The following is a 17542-nucleotide window of genomic DNA, read 5'->3' as shown; positions in this document are numbered from 1 at the left end:
TTTATGAGCCTGAATCCGAGAGACGCCGTCATTGTCGACTTCGGCCGCACCCCGATGGGCCGTTCCAAGGGCGGGATGCACCGCAACACCCGTGCGGAGAACATGTCCGCGCACCTGATCAGCGGCGTGCTTGCACGCAACCCGAAGGTCGACCCGGCGGAAGTCGAGGACGTCATCTGGGGCTGCGTGAACCAGACCCTGGAACAGGGCTGGAACATCGCGCGCATGGCCTCGCTGATGACCCAGATCCCCCACACTAGCGCCGGCCAGACCGTCAGCCGCCTGTGCGGCTCGTCGATGAGCGCCCTGCACACCGCCGTGCAGGCGATCCAGACCGGCAACGGCGACGTCTTCGTCGTCGGCGGCGTGGAGCACATGGGCCACGTCGGCATGATGCACGGCGTCGACCCGAACCCGCACCTGTCGCTGTACGCCGCCAAGGCCTCCGGCATGATGGGCCTGACCGCCGAGATGCTGGGCAAGATGCACGGCATCACCCGCGAGGCCCAGGACAAGTTCGGCGTGCGTTCGCACCAGTTGGCGTGGAAGGCCACCCAGGAAGGCAAGTTCAAGGACGAGATCATCCCGATGGAAGGGTATGACGAGAACGGCTTCCTGAAGGTCTTCGACTTCGACGAGACCATTCGTCCGGAAACCACCCTGGAAGGCCTGGCCTCGCTGAAGCCGGCGTTCAACCCCAAGGGCGGCACCGTGACCGCGGGCACCTCCTCGCAGATCACCGACGGCGCTTCCTGCATGATCGTCATGAGCGCCCAGCGCGCCAAGGACCTGGGCATCCAGCCGATGGCCGTGGTCCGCGCCATGGCCGTGGCGGGCGTCGACCCGGCGATCATGGGCTACGGCCCGGTGCCCTCGACCAACAAGGCGCTCAAGCGCGCCGGCCTGACCATCGACGACATCGACTTCGTCGAGCTCAACGAAGCCTTCGCCGCCCAGGCCCTGCCGGTGCTGAAGGACCTCAAGCTGCTCGACAAGATGGACCAGAAGGTCAACCTGCACGGCGGCGCCATCGCCCTGGGCCACCCGTTCGGCTGCTCCGGTGCGCGCATCTCCGGCACCCTGCTGAACGTGATGAAACAGAACGGCGGCACCCTGGGCGTGTCCACCATGTGCGTGGGCCTCGGCCAGGGCATCACCACCATCTTCGAACGCGTCTAAGCTTTCGTCGATGGACGAGCCGGGGCCTTGTGCCCCGGCTTTCGTTTTTCCGGGCGGCGGGGTTGCCCCGATCGCCCCGGGCCTGGAGAATCGCGGCTTTTTTGCCGAGGAGGGCAGCGAATGGAACTGCAGACCGGCCTGTACCGTCACTACAAGGGCCAGCACTACCGCGTGCTGGGCGTGGCGCGGCATTCGGAGAGCGAGGAGACCCTGGTGGTCTACCAGGCGCTGTACGGCGAGTTCGGCCTCTGGGTGCGCCCGCTGGGCATGTTCACCGAAGCGGTGGAGGTGGACGGCGAGCTGGTTCCGCGCTTTGCTCTGGTGAGCGCCGAAAACGACCCGCTGGGATTGACCCAGGTCGGTTTCGGCGAATCCTGAACTTGACCTTGGGCGGACCACCACTATATATAGCGGTGCCGTTCCGGGCGCCTCCCTCCTTATATTCATCTTCTCGAAGCAGGAATCTTCCGATCCATGGGTAAATCGCTGGTCATCGTGGAATCACCGGCCAAGGCCAAGACCATCAACAAGTACCTGGGCAGCCAGTACGTGGTGAAGTCGAGCATCGGCCACATTCGCGACCTGCCCACCAGCGGTTCGTCCAGCGCGAAGGAGCCGGCCGCGGCCAAGGCCCGCAAGAGCGCTGCCGAAGCCCCTGCGCTGTCGCCGAAGGAGAAGGCCAAGCGCCAGCTGTTCACCCGCATGGGCGTGGACCCGGAGCACGGCTGGAAGGCCAAGTACGAGATCCTCCCCGGCAAGGAGAAGGTGATCGAGGAGCTACGCCGCCTGGCCAAGGATGCCGACACCATCTATCTCGCAACCGACTTGGACCGCGAAGGGGAGGCCATCGCCTGGCACCTGCGCGAGGCCATCGGCGGCGACGACAGCCGCTACAAGCGCGTGGTGTTCAACGAAATCACCAAGAAGGCCATCCAGGAAGCCTTCTCGCAGCCCGGCGAGCTGGACATCAACCGCGTCAACGCCCAGCAGGCGCGGCGCTTCCTCGACCGCGTGGTGGGCTACATGGTCTCGCCGCTGCTGTGGTCGAAGATCGCCCGCGGCCTGTCTGCCGGCCGCGTGCAGTCGGTGGCGGTGAAGCTGGTGGTGGAGCGCGAGCGCGAGATCCGCGCCTTCGTTCCCGAGGAATACTGGGAAATCCACGCCGACCTGAACACCCCGCGCGGCGATAAGGCCCGCTTCGAAGTGGTGCGCGAGAAGGGCGAAGCCTTCAAGCCGCTCAACGAAGCCCAGGCCATGGCCGCCCTGGAGAAGCTCAAGGCCTCCAGCTACAGCGTGGCCAAGCGCGAGGACAAGCCGACCTCCAGCCGGCCCTCTGCGCCCTTCATCACTTCGACCCTGCAGCAGGCCGCGAGCAACCGCCTGGGCTTCGGCGTGAAGAAGACCATGATGATGGCCCAGCGTCTCTACGAGGCCGGCTACATCACCTACATGCGTACCGACTCGACCAACCTGTCGGCCGACGCCATCGACATGGTGCGCGGCTTCATCGACAGCGAGTTCGGCAAGAAATACCTGCCGGCCAAGCCGAACTTCTATTCCAGCAAGGAAGGCGCCCAGGAAGCGCACGAGGCGATTCGTCCGTCCGACGTCAACCTGCGTCCGACCCAGCTGTCGGGCATGGAGCGCGACGCCGAGCGCCTGTACGACCTGATCTGGCGCCAGTTCGTGGCCTGCCAGATGCCGCCGGCCGAGTACCTGTCCACCACCGTCAGCGTCGCCGCCGGTGACTTCGAGCTGCGCGCCAAGGGCCGCATCCTCAAGTTCGACGGCTACACCAGGGTGCTGCCGCAGCAGGGCAAGCCGGGCGAGGACGACGTGCTGCCGATGATGGACCAGGGCGATGCGATGAAGCTGCTCAAGCTCGACCCGAGCCAGCACTTCACCAAGCCGCCGGCGCGCTATTCCGAAGCCAGCCTGGTCAAGGAGCTGGAGAAGCGCGGCATCGGCCGCCCGTCGACCTACGCGGCGATCATCTCGACCATCCAGGAGCGCGGCTACGTCACCACCCACAACCGGCGCTTCTACGCCGAGAAGATGGGCGACATCGTCACCGACCGCCTCAACGAGAGCTTCTCCAACCTGATGGACTACGGCTTCACCGCCGGCATGGAAGAGCACCTCGACGACGTGGCCCAGGGCGAGCGCGACTGGAAGCACCTGCTCGACGAGTTCTACGGCGACTTCAAGAAGAAGCTCGAAGTGGCCGAGGTCAGCGAGAAAGGCATGCGCGCCAACCAGCCGACGCTGACCAGCATCCCCTGCCGCGAGTGCGGCCGGCCGATGATGATCCGCACCGCCTCCACCGGCGTGTTCCTCGGCTGCTCCGGCTACAGCCTGCCGCCGAAGGAGCGCTGCAAGGCGACCATCAACCTCATCCCCGGCGACGAGATCGCCGCGGACGACGAGGGCGAGTCCGAATCCCGCGTGCTGCGCGGCAAGCACCGCTGCCCGATCTGCAGCACGGCGATGGATGCCTACCTGCTGGACGAGAAGCACAAGCTGCACATCTGCGGTAACAATCCGGATTGCCCGGGCTACGAGATCGAGGAAGGCCAGTACCGCATCAAGGGCTACGAAGGTCCGAGCCTGGAATGCGACAAATGCGGCAGCCAGATGCAGCTCAAGACCGGCCGCTTCGGCAAGTTCTTCGGTTGCACCAATCCGGCCTGCAAGAACACCCGCAAGCTGCTGAAGAACGGTGAGCCGGCGCCGCCGAAGATGGACGCCATCCGCATGCCCGAGCTCAAGTGCGAGAAGGTCGACGACGTCTATGTGCTGCGCGACGGCGCTTCCGGCCTGTTCCTGGCTGCCAGCCAGTTCCCCAAGAACCGCGAGACCCGCGCGCCCCTGGTGAGCGAGCTGATCCCGCACAAGGACGAGCTGGACCCGAAATACCACTTCCTGCTCGCCGCGCCGCAGAAGGACCCGGATGGCCGCCCGGCGGTAATCCGCTTCAGCCGCAAGATCAAGGAGCAGTACGTGCAGTCCGAGGTGGACGGCAAGCCCAGCGGCTGGCGCGCCTTCTTCGACGGCGGCAAGTGGAAGGTCGAGGACAAGCGCTGATGGGCGGCGCGCCCGCGCAGGCGGGGCGCGCATATACTGCCGAGTGACCGCATGAGGGCGCGCTGATGGCTCAGGAACTCTACACCCGCACCAACCAGAAGCTGTATTTCGCCGGCCTGGCCCTGGAAGCCTGGCGCAAGGCGGAAGAGGCGCGGCCGATGAACGCCCAGGCGCTGGTGCAGGCCGAGCGCGAGGCGGCGTTGTTCCACCTGTATGGCGCGGTGCTGGGCGTAGCCCATGAGATCGCCGGCTACTACCGCCTGCCCGAGGCCAATGCGCCGCGCGTCGAGCTGCTGCTCAACGCCGAGGTGCTGGCGGCCTCGCCGAGCCCGGAACTGGCCGAGCTGGTGGAGCTGGCGCAGCAGCCGGAAACCTGGCTGGCGCAGCTGCTGGCCGCCTACGCCGAGCTGTTCCAGCCGCCGCGCGAGCCGCGCAAGGCCAAGGTCGACCCGACCCAGCCGCTGATCCAGGCCGTCAGCCTGGACGAGGAAGAGCCGCAGGCCCTGGGCAACGCCGAACTGGAAGCCTGGCGCAAGTCGCTGAAGGAAATGGTGTTGCGCTTCCGCGGGGCGCTGACCGAACTCTGAGCCTGCCGGAAGTCGGTTGGGCTAGGGGAGAGCGGCCATGACTGTTACAATGGCCGTTCTGCTGTGAGAGAACCTAGCCATGCCGACCTCATTCCTGGAAATCGTTGAACTGCCCGATGGGCGCATCGTATTGCGCCGCGCGGAAGACGAGGAGGCGCTGGTGACCCTGGAGTTCTCCAACGACGCCAAGGGCTTCCTGCAGGGCCAGCACATCGAGATCGCCAAGGCGATGTTCAACGTCGGCGTGCAACTGGCCGGCCGCCTCGCCGAAGGTGGCGAAGTCGAGCAGGACGGCCCGCGCGTCCTGCACTGATTCCTTTCTTTTCTACCCCAGACGGATATTCAGGCTCTGCGCCTGCCCGGCGAGCGCCGCGCGGGACAGTTGCGCGCGCGCCTTGCCGCCGAGCGCCGGCAGCCAACTGACCACCGTGTGGCTGTGGCCCAGGCGCAGCGCCTCGCAGGCCAGGCTCAGGGCGGAGGCCTGGTCGCGCGCCGGCAGCAGCAGGATGCGCTCGCGGTTCAACCCGGCCTTGCGCAGCCAGTCGTGGGTGAGGCTGGCCGGCGGGGCGATCAGCGTCAGCCAGCGGGCATCCTTCTCTTCGCTGAGTTCGCGCAGGATGGGCGCCAGCAGGCTCTGGCAGTGGCCCGGCAGGCCGCGCAGCGACAGTTCGCTGAAGGCTTGGTCCTCGACGGCATCCGGTTCTGCCAGCTTGGCCAGCAGGGGCTCTTCGGCGTTCGCCCAGAGCGCCTCCTGGAACAGCGGCAGTTGGGGCAGGTCCAGCGGCTGGGGATACTGCATGGGGCCTCCTGTCAGCGGCGGATGACGCCGACGCTCAAACCTTCGATGGTCAGTTCCTGTTCCTCGAGGTCGACCTCGATGGGCGCGAACTCGGGGTTCTCGGCGATCAGCCAGACCTTGCTGCCCTCGCGCTTGAAGCGCTTCACCGTGACCTCTTCGCCAAGGCGGGCGACGACGATCTGGCCGTTGCGCGCCTCGCGAGTGACGTGCACGGCGAGCAGGTCGCCGTCGAGGATGCCGACGTTCTTCATGCTCTGCCCGCGCACGCGCAGCAGGTAGTCGGCGCGCGGGTTGAAGAAGGCCGGGTTGATGCGGCAGGCGTCCTCGACGTTCTGCTCGGCGAGGATCGGCGCGCCGGCGGCGACGCGGCCGATGATCGGCAGTTCGTCCTCGTTGGCCGCGGCCTTGGGTTCGAAGCCGGGAATGCGGATGCCGCGCGAGGCGCCGGGGGTCATCTCGATGGCGCCCTTGCGGGCCAGGGCCTTGAGGTGCTCCTCGGCGGCGTTGGGCGACTTGAAGCCGAGCTCCTGGGCGATCTCGGCGCGCGTCGGCGGGTAGCCGTTGTCTTCCAGGCAACGCTTGATGAAGGCGAGGATCTCGGCTTGGCGCGGCGTCAGCTTCTGCATGTCCCTACTCTGTCTTTTTGTACAGTGGCTGGGATTATATACAGTAGTCGGCCACTGGCAACGAATTATTTCATCGGCCGGGGGCTGTAATTCGGCGGATTCGGCCAACGTCCCGCTGGCATCGTTCGTCGTATTGCCCGAGAATCCGCAACAATCCCCCCGCGCCAGGCTTGACAATGGATTGATTTGAAACGTAAGTTTCAAACAAGTGTTTGTCAGGTGAAATCATCCATGGCCCAGTCGGAAACCGTCGAACGTATCCTCGATGCTGCGGAGCAGCTGTTCGCGGAAAAAGGCTTCGCCGAAACCTCGTTGCGTCTGATTACCAGCAAGGCCGGGGTCAACCTGGCGGCGGTGAACTACCACTTCGGCTCGAAGAAGGCGCTGATCCAGGCGGTCTTCTCGCGCTTCCTCGGGCCCTTCTGCGCCAGTCTGGAAAAAGAGCTGGACCGGCGCCAGGCCAAGCCCGACGCGCCGCGCGCCAGCCTCGAGGAACTGCTCGAACTGCTGGTGGTGCAGGCCATGGCGGTGAAGCCGCGCAGCGGCAACGACCTGTCGATCTTCATGCGCCTGCTGGGCCTGGCCTTCAGCCAGAGCCAGGGGCACCTGCGCAAGTACCTCGAAGAGGTCTACGGCAAGGTGTTCCGCCGCTACATGCAGCTGGTCAACGAAGCCGCGCCGCGCCTGCCGCCCATCGAGCTGTTCTGGCGCGTGCACTTCATGCTCGGCGCCGCCGCCTTCAGCATGTCCGGGATCAAGGCGTTGCGCGCCATGGCCGAGAACGATTTCGGGGTGAACACCTCCATCGAGCAGGTGATGCGCCTGATGGTGCCGTTCCTCGCCGCCGGCATGCGCGCCGACAGCGGCGTCAGCGACCCGTCCCTGGCCGGCGCCCAGCCCAAGCCGCGCAGCAAGGCGCCGGCGCCGGCCAAGGTCTGACCGCGCTGGGCCTGCCACGGCCGATCGGCTAAAGTAGCGGGCCATTCCTGCTGTCGCTGGCGGACGATGCCCGATCTCGACCTGCTGCACATTTCCCTCGCCGACCAGGTGCTCTACGGCTTCGCCGCGCAGCGTCTGGTGCTGCGTTTGCCCGTTTCCACCGCGCTGAACGGCGCCGGCGAGCGCCAAGGCTCCGGCTGCACGCCGCGCGGCCTGCACCAGGTGCGGGCGAAGATCGGCGAAGGCCTGCCCTGCGGCGCGGTGTTGCGTGGCCGGCGCTGGACCGGCGAGGTGTGGAGCCCGGCGCTGCACGAGCAGTTTCCCGGGCGCGACTGGATCCTCAGCCGCATCCTCTGGCTGAGCGGCTGCGAGCCCGGCGTCAACCGCCTGGGCGAGGTGGATACCTTCCGTCGCTACATCTACCTGCACGGCACGCCGGATTGCGAACCCATGGGCGCGCCGTTGTCCCATGGCTGCGTGCGCCTGCGCAACGCCGACCTGCTGCAACTCTTCCCCCGTGTGCCGCTGCACTGCCCCGTGCGCCTCGACGAGGCGCCGCAGCCGCAGTGGCGCGCGGCCGAACTCTGTTAAGGATTCCCCCATGCAAGGCTCCCTGATGCTCGACATCGGCGGCACCTGGCTCACCGCCGAGGACCGCCGGATCCTGCGCCACCCCGAAGTGGGCGGGCTGATCATCTTCGCCCGCAACATCGAAAGCCCGCGCCAGGTGCGCGAACTCTGCGCGGCCATCCGCGCCCTGCGCCCGGACCTGCTGCTGGCGGTGGACCAGGAGGGCGGCCGCGTGCAGCGCCTGCGCCAGGGCTTCCTGCGCCTGCCGGCGATGCGCGCCATCGCCGACAACGCCAATGCCGAGCGCCTGGCCGAGCAGTGCGGCTGGCTGATGGCCACCGAGGTGCTGGCGGTGGGCCTGGACCTGAGCTTCGCCCCGGTGCTGGACCTGGACCACCAGCGCAGCGCCGTGGTCGGCAGCCGCGCCTTCGAGGGCGACCCGGCGCGCGCCACGCGGCTGGCCGGCGCCTTCATCCGCGGCATGCACGCCGCCGGCATGGCCGCCACCGGCAAGCACTTCCCCGGTCACGGCTGGGCCGAGGTGGATTCCCACGTGGGGATTCCCGAGGACGAGCGCAGCCTCGACGAGATCCGCCGCAGCGACCTGGTGCCCTTCCAGCGCCTGGCCGGCGAGCTGGATGCGGTGATGCCCGCCCACGTCATCTACCCGCAGGTGGATGCCGGCCCTGCCGGTTTCTCGCGGCGCTGGCTGCAGGACATCCTGCGCGGCGAACTGGGCTTCGACGGGGTGATCTTCAGCGACGACCTGTCCATGGCCGGCGCCCACGTGGTGGGCGATGCCGCCAGCCGCATCCAGGCCGCGCTGAATGCCGGCTGCGACATGGGCCTGGTGTGCAACGACCGTGGCTCGGCGGAACTGGCCCTGGGCGCCCTGCAGCGCCTGAAGACGAAAGCTCCCGAGCGCCTGGCGCGGATGCGCGCCAGGGCCTGGCCGGGCATCGAATACAAGCAGCTGCCGCGCTGGCAGCAGGCCGTGGGCGAACTGCGCGCGGCACAACTGATCGACTGAGGATTCGCCATGACCGTCTACGCCATCATCGGCGGCACCGGCCTGACCCAGCTGGAAGGCCTGACTCTGAAGGATTCGCTGAACCTGGACACGCCCTACGGCGTGCCCTCGGCGCCGATCCAGCGCGGCGAGTACGCCGGCCGCGAGGTGCTGTTCCTGGCCCGCCACGGCCACCCGCACCGCTTCCCGCCGCACCAGGTGAACTACCGCGCCAACCTCTGGGCGCTGCAGCAGGCCGGCGCCCAGGCGGTGCTGGCGGTCAACGCGGTGGGCGGCATCCACGCCGCCATGGGCAGCGGCCATCTCTGCGTGCCGCACCAGATCATCGACTACACCTACGGTCGCGAGCACACCTACTTCGCCGGCGATATCGATCACGTCACCCATATCGACTTCAGCCATCCCTATGACGAAGGGCTGCGTCAGAAGCTGGTGGCGGCGCTGCAGGCGCTGGGCCACCCGCACAGCAGCCATGGCGTCTACGCCGCGACCCAGGGCCCGCGCCTGGAGACGGTGGCGGAAATCGCCCGGCTGGAGCGCGACGGCTGCGACATCGTCGGCATGACCGGCATGCCCGAAGCCGCCCTGGCCCGCGAGTTGGAGCTGCCCTACGCCTGCCTGTCGCTGGTGGTCAACCCGGCGGCCGGCAAGTCCAGCGGCATCATCACCATGGCCGAGATCGAACAGGCCCTGCACGAGGGCATCGGCAAAGTGCGCGAGGTGCTGGCGCGGGTGTTGGCGGGCTGATAGGCCTGCCGCCGCGATTCGTGCTGATCGCGGACAAGGTCCGCTATCGCATGAGCGAGCATGGCTTTTCGTAGGATGGTGTTGAGCCCCTCGGCGCGCTCCTACAAGGGTATGGTGTGAGGGTGTACCTCTTATCCGCGAATCGCGCCGGGACGTCCGGCTATCGCGGACAAGGTCCGCTCCTACAATGGAACGCCATGCCTCCCGGCGGCGGTAGGAGCGGGCCCTGCCCGCGATTTCGCGCGCAGGGCGCGCGTATGGTGTGAGGGCGTACCCGTAGGAGCGGATCTTATCCGCGAATCGCGCCGGGAGGTCCGGCTATCGCGGACAAGGTCCGCTCCTACAATGGAATGCCATGTCTCCCGGCGGCTGTAGGAGCGGGCCCTGCCCGCGATTTCGCGCGCAGGGCGCGCTCCTACATGAGAATCGTGCGGCAGGTCAGGCTTTCGGCAGGGGCGCGAAGAGGGCGTCTATATCGCTGTCCTGCAACTGCAGGCCGCTGTCCTTGCCTTCTTCCAGCACGCCGGCGGCCAGCGCTGCTTTCCTGGCCTGTAGCTGCTGGATCTTTTCTTCCAGGGTGCCGCGGGCGATCAGCTTGTAGACGAATACCGGCTTGTCCTGGCCGATGCGGTAGGCGCGGTCGGTGGCCTGCTGTTCCACTGCCGGGTTCCACCAGGGGTCATAGTGGATCACGGTGTCGGCGGCGGTGAGGTTGAGGCCGGTGCCGCCGGCCTTCAGGCTGATCAGGAACAGCGGCACGCGGCCCTGCTGGAAGTCTTCTACCGGCTGGCGGCGGTCGCGGGTGTCGCCGGTGAGCAGGGCGTAGGGGATGCCGCGTTGCTCCAGCTCCGCCTGGATCAGTTCGAGCATCGAGGTGAACTGCGAGAACAGCAGCACGCGGCGGCCTTCCTCCAGCAGTTCGTCGAGCATTTCCAGCAGGCCGGCGAGCTTGCCCGAGCCCGCCGCCGGCTGGGTTTGGTCCAGCAGGCGCGGGTCGCAGCAGACCTGGCGCAGCTTGAGCAGGGCTTCGAGGACCACGATGTGGCTGCGCGCCAGCCCCTTGCGCTGGATTTCCGCACGGACCTTGCTGTCCATGGCCAGGCGCACGGTTTCGTAGAGGTCGCGCTGGACGTCGCTGAGTTCCACCCAGTGGGTGATCTCGCTCTTGGGCGGCAGTTCGTTGGCCACCTGTTCCTTCTTGCGCCGCAGCAGGAAGGGCTTGATGCGGGCGTTGAGGTGGGCCAGGCGCTGGCTGTCGCCGGCCTTTTCGATGGGGGTGCGATACAGGCGGGCGAAGCTGCGCGCATCGCCCAGCCAGCCGGGCATGACCAGGTCGAACAGCGCCCAGAGCTCGCCCAGGTGGTTTTCCAGCGGCGTGCCGGTCAGGCACAGGCGCTGGCGGGCGTCGAGCTTCGCCGCGGCCCGGGCCGACTTGCTGCTGGCGTTCTTCAGGTACTGCGCCTCGTCGAACACCGCCAGGTGCAGCGGCTGGCGGCTCAGCGCCTCGATGTCCCGCGGCAGCAGGGCGTAGGTGCTGAGCAGCAGGTCGTACTGGCCGAGTTCTTCGAAGCCCTTGTGGCGGTCGCTGCCGTGCAGGGTGAGCACGCGCAGGTCCGGGGCGAAGCGTTGTGCCTCGTCCTGCCAGTTGGCCACCAGGCTGGTGGGCATCAGCACCAGGGCCGGGCGGTCCAGGCGCCCGGCGCGTTTTTCCGTGAGAACGTGCGCAAGCACCTGCAGCGTCTTGCCCAGGCCCATGTCGTCGCCGAGGATGCCGCCCACTTCCAGTTCGCGCAGCGCCTGCATCCAGGCCAGGCCCTGCAGCTGGTAGGAGCGCAGCTCGGCCCGCAGGCCCTCGGGGGGCCGGCACGCTTGCTGGTGGTGGTCGCGCAGGCGCTTGGCGAAGCGCAGCAGGCGTTCGCCGCCCTGCCAGTGCAGGGGATGTTCGTCGAGCGGGGCGAGCAGCCCGGCGTCGGCGCTCGACAGGCGCAGGCTGTCGCCGTTGTTTTCCGGGCTGGCGAGGTACAGCCCCTCCAGAACCTGCAGTATCGCCTTGACCCGCTCCAGCGGCAGGCTGACCTTCAGCGGCTTGCCGTCGGCCTGGCGATGCGCGTGGAGCCGTATGGGCAGCTCGGCTCCGGGGGCGTTGGCTGCGCCATCACGCAGCGCCTCGGGGCGCTGGCGGAGCAGTTCCAGCAGCGGTTGCAGCAGGCTGACTTCCTGGCCGTCGACGCGGATGCCCAGCTCCAGGTCGAACCAGGCGTTGCCGGCCTCTTCCTCTATGTGGACGAACCAGTCCTCGACTTCGCTGAAGTCGAGGAGAAACTCGTCGGCCATCTCCACCACCCAGCCCTGTTCGCGCAGTTTCGGCAGGCCGCGGAGAGCCGCGGGCCAGCGCTCGGCATCCGCCGAGAAGACTTCGGACTTGTACTCCAACTGGCGGGGAGTGTCGTATTTGCCGAGTTTCTCCAGGCCCAGCTTCTGCAAGCTCTTGCGCAAGGCCTGCTCGATCTTGGGTTGGCGCTCGATGGTGACGAAGCTGCCATCGACGTGGAAGCGGATCGGCTGGTCCTTGCGTGCAGGGCCATGCACCCGCTGCCCTTGATAGGCGAAGTCCAGGGCGGCGAGGTGGCGCAGTTCCTCGACGAAGCCATAGCGTTCCCTGCTGTAGGAGCGCTGGGTCAGGCTGGTCAGGTACAGGTGGGGAACGGGGCGGACGTCTTCCAGGCGCTGTTCCGCGTAGCTCACCGGCAGGGGCGCCTGGGGCGCCAGTTCCTTCAGTTGCAGGGCGAACAGCATGGCCTCTTCTTCGCTCACCGGCGGTGCGCTCGGCAGATAGCTGGCCAGGGCCTCGGGCAGGCCGTGGTGCAGCGGGCCTACGCGCAGGTTCTTGCGGTCGAGGTACCAGGGGGGCGTCAGTTGCGTCAGCAGTTGTGGCCGGGGTTCGGCGTCGGTATCCCAGGCGACCCTGTAGTCACCGTACTCGTCCCTGCGCCAGGCGAGCCGAGCGGGCAGTTCCGGGCCTGCGAGCAACTGGCTGGCCGGCGGGCCCAGGTCGAGGAACAGGCGCCCGCTGCGCAGGATCAGCTCCAGCAGCTCGGCGCCCTTGCGGCCCTTGAGCGCTATTTCGCTGGTGTGGGGTTGGGTGCCCGGGGCGTCCAGTGCGCGGACCAGGATTTGCTGGTCCACGGCATCCACGCAGGGCAGGCTCTGGGTTATCGAGGAGATGCGCAGGTAGCCCTGGAGCTTGCCGCCTGCCGTATGGGCGGCGGTGTGGATCAGTATTCGGCCGCTCTTGGTCAGGCGGTAGTACAGGGGCGACTCGTGCAGCGCCGTGCCGGGCGGCTGCTCCCTGAGGACGGCGGGCAGCTTCCTCAGCCAGTGCTGCAGGTCGTAGGACAGCTCGGTGGCGGTCCTCTGGGGTGGGCGGGCGGCTGGCGCGGGCTCCGCGGAGGTCGAGGGGGGCAGGCCTTCCAGCAGGTGCAGCAGCGCCGCCGCGCAATGCTTGCAGTCGAAGCCGACCGGGCAATCGCACTGGCAGTCGAGGGTGTCGCCGCTGGCGGAAAGGCCGATGCGCTGGCGGTAACGATTGCTGCCCGAGCCATCGCACACGCTGTCCAGCGTGCGCTCGGTCAGGCGGGTGATCTGTATCCGGCCCTCGCGGGCGTAGGCTTCGCCGCGGACCAGGGTGACGCTGGGGAACAGGCGGCGCCAGGGAATGCGTCGCAGATGCTCGATGAACGGCGGCATGCTGCCCCCCTTTGCGTTTACTGCTGGTCTGGCTCGCTCGCCGGCGGGGCGTCGAAGCCGCCGTTGGCCGGGGCTTCCGGGGCGGGTTGCTGCGGTTGCCCGGCCGGCGCCTCTTCCTGCATTTCCGCCGGCGGCGGTGTGGTCGGCTTGGCGTTGAGCGGGCTGACGCGGATCAGCATGCCCAGGCTGGGATGGTCGAGGTAGGCCAGCACGTCGTTCTTCAGGCTGACGTCCTGGACCATGTGCTGGCTGTTGGCGAGCAGGCCGTCGGCGCCGAACTGGTTGATCCAGAAGTCCACCTGGGTGTCGACGAAGCGCTGCTGGCGCAGGCTGATGGTGCCTTCCACGGGGAAGTGGTCATCCTGCTGGCGGCCTTCGCTGAGGGCGATCTTCACCGGCGTGTCGCCGATGGACTGTTTCCAGGCCTTGTGCATCAGCACGTGGTAGCCCTGGGCCTGGGCCAGCTTGTTGGCCTGGGCGTCCATCGCCGTCGGCCGGCGGGCGTCCTCGCCCAGCGGCTGGGCGCCCTTGGCCCAGTCGTCGGGCGCCGGCTGGCTGGAGTAGACGACGTCGCCTTCCTGCTGGAACAGGATCAGTTCGACCTGGTAGAGGTCGTCGGCGAAGCTCGCCGGGGCGATAAGGGCAAGCAGCAGCGGCAGGTAGCGGAACATACTGGTCCTTTCAGGATGCGTTGGGCGCGAGGCGCTCGAACAGCGCCTCGAGGGTGTTGAAGCGTTCTTCCGGGCGCTCCATGGGCACCTGGAACTTGAACAGGGTCGCGCCTTCGAACTTGTAGCGGTTCGGCTGGCTCTGGATCAGCTTGATCAGCACCAGCGGGTCGACGCAGGTATCGGCGGCGAATTCTACCCGGCCTCCCTGGGGGCCGGCATCCACCTTGACGATGCCGAGCTTCTCCGCCTGCAGTTTCAGGAGCGTCAGACGCACCAGGTTCTTCGCCGGCTCGGGCAGCAGGCCGAAGCGGTCGATCATCTCCACCTGCAGTTCGCGCAGGCCGTCCTCGTCCAACTGGTTGGCGATGCGCTTGTAGAGGATCAGCCGCGCGTGCACGTCGGGTAGGTAGTCCTCGGGGATCAGCGCCGGCACCCGCAGGTTGATGTCCGGGCCGCCGCCCAGGGGCTGCTCCAGGTTGGGCTGCTCGCCCTTGCGGATGGCTTTCACCGCGCGTTCGAGCATTTCCATGTAGAGGGTGAAGCCCACCGCCTGGATCTGCCCGCTCTGGCCTTCGCCGAGCAGTTCGCCGGCGCCGCGGATTTCCAGGTCGTGGGTGGCTAGGACGAAGCCGGCGCCCAGGTCCTGGGCGTTGGCGATGGCCTCCAGGCGTTTCTCGGCGTCGGGCGTCATCTGCTTGCGCGGCGGCGTCAGCAGGTAGGCGTAGGCCTGGTGGTGGCTGCGGCCGACGCGCCCGCGCAGCTGGTGCAGCTGGGCCAGGCCGAACTTGTCGGCGCGCTCGATGAGGATGGTGTTGGCGCTGGGCACGTCGATGCCGGTTTCGATGATGGTCGAGGCCACCAGCACGTTGAAGCGCTTGTGGTAGAAGTCGCTCATCACCCGTTCCAGATCGCGTTCGTGCATCTGCCCGTGGCCGATGCCGATGCGTGCCTCGGGCACCAGTTCGGCCAGGTCGCGGGCGCACTTCTCGATGCTCTTCACCTCGTTGTGCAGGTAGTAGACCTGGCCGCCGCGCAACAGCTCGCGCAGTAGCGCCTCCTTGATCACCGCGTTCTGCTGTTCCATGACGAAGGTGCGCACCGACAGGCGGCGCGCCGGCGGCGTGGCGATGATCGACAGGTCGCGCATGCCGGCCACGGCCATGTTCAGGGTGCGCGGGATCGGCGTGGCGGTGAGGGTGAGGATGTCCACCTCGCTGCGCAGGGCCTTGAGCTGCTCCTTCTGGCGCACGCCGAAGCGGTGTTCCTCGTCGATGATGACCAGGCCGAGGTTCTTGAAGCGCACGTCCTCCTGCAGCAGCTTGTGGGTGCCGATGACGATGTCCACCTTGCCTTCGGCGAGCTGGCCGACCGCGCCTTCGACTTCCTTGGCGGTCTTGAAGCGGCTCATCACCTCCACGGTCACCGGCCAGTCGGCGAAGCGGTCGCGGAAGCTGTTGTAGTGTTGCTGGGCTAGCAGGGTGGTGGGCACCAGCACCGCCACCTGCTTGCCGCTGTGCACGGCGACGAAGGCGGCGCGCATGGCCACTTCTGTCTTGCCGAAGCCGACGTCGCCGCACACCAGGCGGTCCATCGGCTTGTCGGCGAGCATGTCGGCCACCACGGCGTCGATGGCCGCCTGCTGGTCCGGCGTCTCCTCGAAGGGGAAGCCGGCGGAGAAGGTGGCGTAGTCGGCCTGCGGGTCCTTGAACGCATAGCCCTTGCGCGCGGCGCGGCGGGCGTAGATGTCGAGCAGTTCGGCGGCGACGTCGCGGACCTGCTCGGCGGCCTTGCGCTTGGCCTTCTGCCAGGCCTCGGAGCCGAGCTTGTGCAGCGGCGCCAGGGCGTCGTCGCTGCCGGTGTAGCGGGCGATCAGGTGCAGGTTGGCCACCGGCACGTAGAGCTTGGCCTCGTCGGCGTACTCCAGGGCCAGGAACTCGGCGTTCTGCCCGTCGATCTCCAGGGTGATCAGGCCCATGTAGCGGCCGACGCCGTGGTCGATGTGCACCACCGGCGCGCCTTCGCGCAGCTCGGTGAGGTTCTTGATGACGTTCTCGCCGCCGTCGCGGCTCTTCTCGCGGCGCCGGCGCTGCATCACGCGCTGGCCGAACAGCGGGCTCTCGGCGATCAGCGCGACTTCGCCGCTCAGCAGCAGGCCGTCGTCCAGCGGCGCGATGGTGATGGCCAGGCGCTCGGGCTGGGCGAGGAAGGCCGGCCAGCCGTCGACTTCGCCGGGGCGCAGCTTCAGCCGTGCCAGCAGTTCCAGCAGCACCTCGCGGCGCCCGGCGGATTCGGCGCTGAACAGGATGCGCCCGGGGAATTCCTCGATGAAGCGGCGCAGCCGGGCCAGCGGCTCGCTGGCCTTGGCCTCGATGGCCAGGTCCGGCAGCGGCTCGGCGGGGAAGCTCTCGCGGCCCACGCCCGGCTCGACCGGCTCGGCGCTGACCACCACGCGCGGCCAGCTCTTCAGGCGGGCGAAGCAGTCCTCCACCGGCAGGAACAGCTCGGCCGGCGGCAGCAGCGGCCGCTCGGGGTCGTAGCGGCGGTCCTCGTAGCGGCTGCGCACGTCGTTCCAGAACTGCTCGGCGGCCTGCTCGATGCCCGGCAGGGAGAACACCTGGGTGTCCTGCGGCAGGTAGTCGAACAGGGTGGAGGTCTCGCCCTCCTCGAAGAACAGCGGCAGGTAGTACTCGATGCCGGCCGGGGTCAGGCCGCTGGCCAGGTCCTGGTAGATCGGGCAGCGCCGGTAGTCGACGTCGAAACGCTCGCGGAAGCGCCCGCGGAAGCCGGTGACCGCCTCCTTGCGCAGGGGGAATTCGCGCGCCGGCAGCAGGCGGATGCTCTGCACCTTGTCGATGGAGCGCTGGTTCTCCGGGTCGAAGGTGCGCAGCGTCTCGATCTCGTCGTCGAACAGGTCGATGCGGTAGGGCAGCTCGCTGCCCATCGGGAACAGGTCGATGAGCGCGCCGCGCACGGCGAACTCGCCGTGTTCGTAGACGGTGTCCACGCAGCGGTAGCCGGCGGCTTCCAGGCGCAGGCGCATCTGCTCGACGTCGAGCTTCTGGCCGATGTCCAGCACCAGGCTGCCGCCCAGCAGGAACTTCACCGGCGCCAGGCGGTGCAGGGCGGTGGCGATGGGCGCCACCAGCACGCCCCGGCGCAGCTCGGGCAACTGGTAGAGGGTGGCGACGCGCTGGGAAATGATGTCCTGGTGCGGCGAGAACACGTCGTAGGGCAGGGTTTCCCAGTCCGGCAACTGCAATACCGGCAGGTCCGGGGCGAAGAAACGCAACTCCTGTTCCAGGCGCTCGGCGCTCTGGCTGTCGGTGGTCAGCAGCAGGGTGAAACGGCTGGCCCGGGCGGCGGCCTCGGCCACCGCCAGGCTCAGGGCGGCGCCGGGCAGGTTGCCCCAGGTTTGCTTGCCGGCCGCGGCCGGCAAGGTGGGAATACGCAATACGGACACGGGCGTAGCGGGCTCCGGTCGGAAATTTGACCGGGTGGATTGTAACTATCCCGATTGACGGCTGTCAGTCTTTGCAGCGCTGCAGATTGCCGGCGATGGCCTG

General features: G+C 67.9%; 14 protein-coding genes. 9 read left to right on the top strand and 5 right to left on the bottom strand.

Annotated features, from left to right (window positions below; translation table 11 throughout):
* The first annotated feature begins 3 nt into the window (after positions 1-3).
* The 5 genes from fadA to RN02_RS29915 all read left to right on the top strand — a co-directional run bounded on the left by fadA (position 4) and on the right by RN02_RS29915 (position 5163).
* Positions 4-1179, top strand: coding sequence for an acetyl-CoA C-acyltransferase FadA (gene fadA / locus RN02_RS29935; protein ID WP_043319022.1), 1176 nt, complete (start codon positions 4-6; stop codon positions 1177-1179).
* Positions 1180-1299: 120 nt separating this feature from the next.
* A complete protein-coding gene (locus RN02_RS29930; RefSeq protein WP_009621354.1) occupies positions 1300-1557 on the top strand; it encodes a DUF1653 domain-containing protein in 258 nt (85 codons plus the stop codon).
* Between the two features lie 96 nt (positions 1558-1653).
* Positions 1654-4263, top strand: a complete 2610-nt coding sequence (gene topA / locus RN02_RS29925; RefSeq protein ID WP_043319020.1) for a type I DNA topoisomerase — start codon at positions 1654-1656, stop codon at positions 4261-4263.
* Between the two features lie 65 nt (positions 4264-4328).
* Positions 4329-4850, top strand: coding sequence for a DUF6586 family protein (locus tag RN02_RS29920; RefSeq protein ID WP_009621356.1), 522 nt, complete (start codon positions 4329-4331; stop codon positions 4848-4850).
* 79 nt (positions 4851-4929) lie between these two features.
* The gene (locus RN02_RS29915; protein WP_009621357.1) at positions 4930-5163 is read left to right on the top strand and encodes a hypothetical protein; all 234 of its coding nucleotides are present in this window, start codon (positions 4930-4932) and stop codon (positions 5161-5163) included.
* 12 nt (positions 5164-5175) lie between these two features.
* Here the strand turns inward: RN02_RS29915 and sulA are convergent, their stop codons facing one another.
* Positions 5176-5649, bottom strand: a complete 474-nt coding sequence (sulA, locus tag RN02_RS29910; RefSeq protein WP_043319019.1) for an SOS-induced cell division inhibitor SulA — start codon at positions 5647-5649, stop codon at positions 5176-5178.
* 11 nt (positions 5650-5660) lie between these two features.
* Positions 5661-6275, bottom strand: coding sequence for a transcriptional repressor LexA (gene lexA, locus RN02_RS29905; RefSeq protein WP_043319017.1), 615 nt, complete (start codon positions 6273-6275; stop codon positions 5661-5663).
* 231 nt (positions 6276-6506) lie between these two features.
* On the opposite strand from lexA, the gene RN02_RS29900 reads away from it, so the two are divergent.
* The 4 genes from RN02_RS29900 (at position 6507) to RN02_RS29885 (ending at position 9561) form a co-directional block, all read left to right on the top strand.
* Entirely contained in the window at positions 6507-7214 is a 708-nt protein-coding gene (locus RN02_RS29900; protein WP_009621360.1) for a TetR/AcrR family transcriptional regulator, read from the top strand.
* Positions 7215-7280: 66 nt separating this feature from the next.
* Positions 7281-7805, top strand: coding sequence for a L,D-transpeptidase (locus RN02_RS29895; RefSeq protein WP_043267314.1), 525 nt, complete (start codon positions 7281-7283; stop codon positions 7803-7805).
* Between the two features lie 10 nt (positions 7806-7815).
* Complete coding sequence (gene nagZ, locus RN02_RS29890) at positions 7816-8814, top strand: beta-N-acetylhexosaminidase (RefSeq protein WP_043319015.1); 999 nt, start codon at positions 7816-7818, stop codon at positions 8812-8814.
* A 9-nt stretch (positions 8815-8823) separates the two neighbouring features.
* Positions 8824-9561, top strand: coding sequence for an S-methyl-5'-thioinosine phosphorylase (locus tag RN02_RS29885; protein ID WP_043319013.1), 738 nt, complete (start codon positions 8824-8826; stop codon positions 9559-9561).
* A 438-nt stretch (positions 9562-9999) separates the two neighbouring features.
* Here the strand turns inward: RN02_RS29885 and RN02_RS29880 are convergent, their stop codons facing one another.
* The 3 genes from RN02_RS29880 to mfd are packed head-to-tail and all read right to left on the bottom strand — an operon-like array spanning position 10000 to position 17439.
* The gene (locus RN02_RS29880; protein WP_082033927.1) at positions 10000-13308 is read right to left on the bottom strand and encodes a DEAD/DEAH box helicase; all 3309 of its coding nucleotides are present in this window, start codon (positions 13306-13308) and stop codon (positions 10000-10002) included.
* Between the two features lie 17 nt (positions 13309-13325).
* On the bottom strand, positions 13326-13979 hold the full coding sequence (locus RN02_RS29875; RefSeq protein ID WP_009621368.1) for a CsiV family protein: 654 nt from the start codon (positions 13977-13979) through the stop codon (positions 13326-13328).
* A 10-nt stretch (positions 13980-13989) separates the two neighbouring features.
* Positions 13990-17439, bottom strand: a complete 3450-nt coding sequence (gene mfd / locus RN02_RS29870; RefSeq protein WP_043319011.1) for a transcription-repair coupling factor — start codon at positions 17437-17439, stop codon at positions 13990-13992.
* Between the last annotated feature and the right edge of the window lie 103 nt (positions 17440-17542).

Origin of the sequence: Pseudomonas sp. PI1 (assembly GCF_000812405.1) — a bacterium.
GTDB lineage: Bacteria > Pseudomonadota > Gammaproteobacteria > Pseudomonadales > Pseudomonadaceae > Pseudomonas > Pseudomonas citronellolis.
Note: the sequence above shows the minus strand (reverse complement) of the source record. Positions and strands in the feature narration are given on the sequence as shown.

What these genes read in the sequence shown, in the direction of transcription:
- RN02_RS29920 (WP_009621356.1), top strand. Translation starts at nt 4,329, where the DNA reads ATGGCTCAGGAACTCTACACCCGCACCAACCAGAAGCTGTATTTCGCC.
- fadA (WP_043319022.1), top strand. Translation starts at nt 4, where the DNA reads ATGAGCCTGAATCCGAGAGACGCCGTCATTGTCGACTTCGGCCGCACC.
- lexA (WP_043319017.1), bottom strand. Translation starts at nt 6,275, where the DNA reads ATGCAGAAGCTGACGCCGCGCCAAGCCGAGATCCTCGCCTTCATCAAG.
- sulA (WP_043319019.1), bottom strand. Translation starts at nt 5,649, where the DNA reads ATGCAGTATCCCCAGCCGCTGGACCTGCCCCAACTGCCGCTGTTCCAG.
- RN02_RS29895 (WP_043267314.1), top strand. Translation starts at nt 7,281, where the DNA reads ATGCCCGATCTCGACCTGCTGCACATTTCCCTCGCCGACCAGGTGCTC.
- RN02_RS29885 (WP_043319013.1), top strand. Translation starts at nt 8,824, where the DNA reads ATGACCGTCTACGCCATCATCGGCGGCACCGGCCTGACCCAGCTGGAA.
- RN02_RS29875 (WP_009621368.1), bottom strand. Translation starts at nt 13,979, where the DNA reads ATGTTCCGCTACCTGCCGCTGCTGCTTGCCCTTATCGCCCCGGCGAGC.
- RN02_RS29915 (WP_009621357.1), top strand. Translation starts at nt 4,930, where the DNA reads ATGCCGACCTCATTCCTGGAAATCGTTGAACTGCCCGATGGGCGCATC.
- RN02_RS29880 (WP_082033927.1), bottom strand. Translation starts at nt 13,308, where the DNA reads ATGCCGCCGTTCATCGAGCATCTGCGACGCATTCCCTGGCGCCGCCTG.
- RN02_RS29900 (WP_009621360.1), top strand. Translation starts at nt 6,507, where the DNA reads ATGGCCCAGTCGGAAACCGTCGAACGTATCCTCGATGCTGCGGAGCAG.
- topA (WP_043319020.1), top strand. Translation starts at nt 1,654, where the DNA reads ATGGGTAAATCGCTGGTCATCGTGGAATCACCGGCCAAGGCCAAGACC.
- RN02_RS29930 (WP_009621354.1), top strand. Translation starts at nt 1,300, where the DNA reads ATGGAACTGCAGACCGGCCTGTACCGTCACTACAAGGGCCAGCACTAC.
- nagZ (WP_043319015.1), top strand. Translation starts at nt 7,816, where the DNA reads ATGCAAGGCTCCCTGATGCTCGACATCGGCGGCACCTGGCTCACCGCC.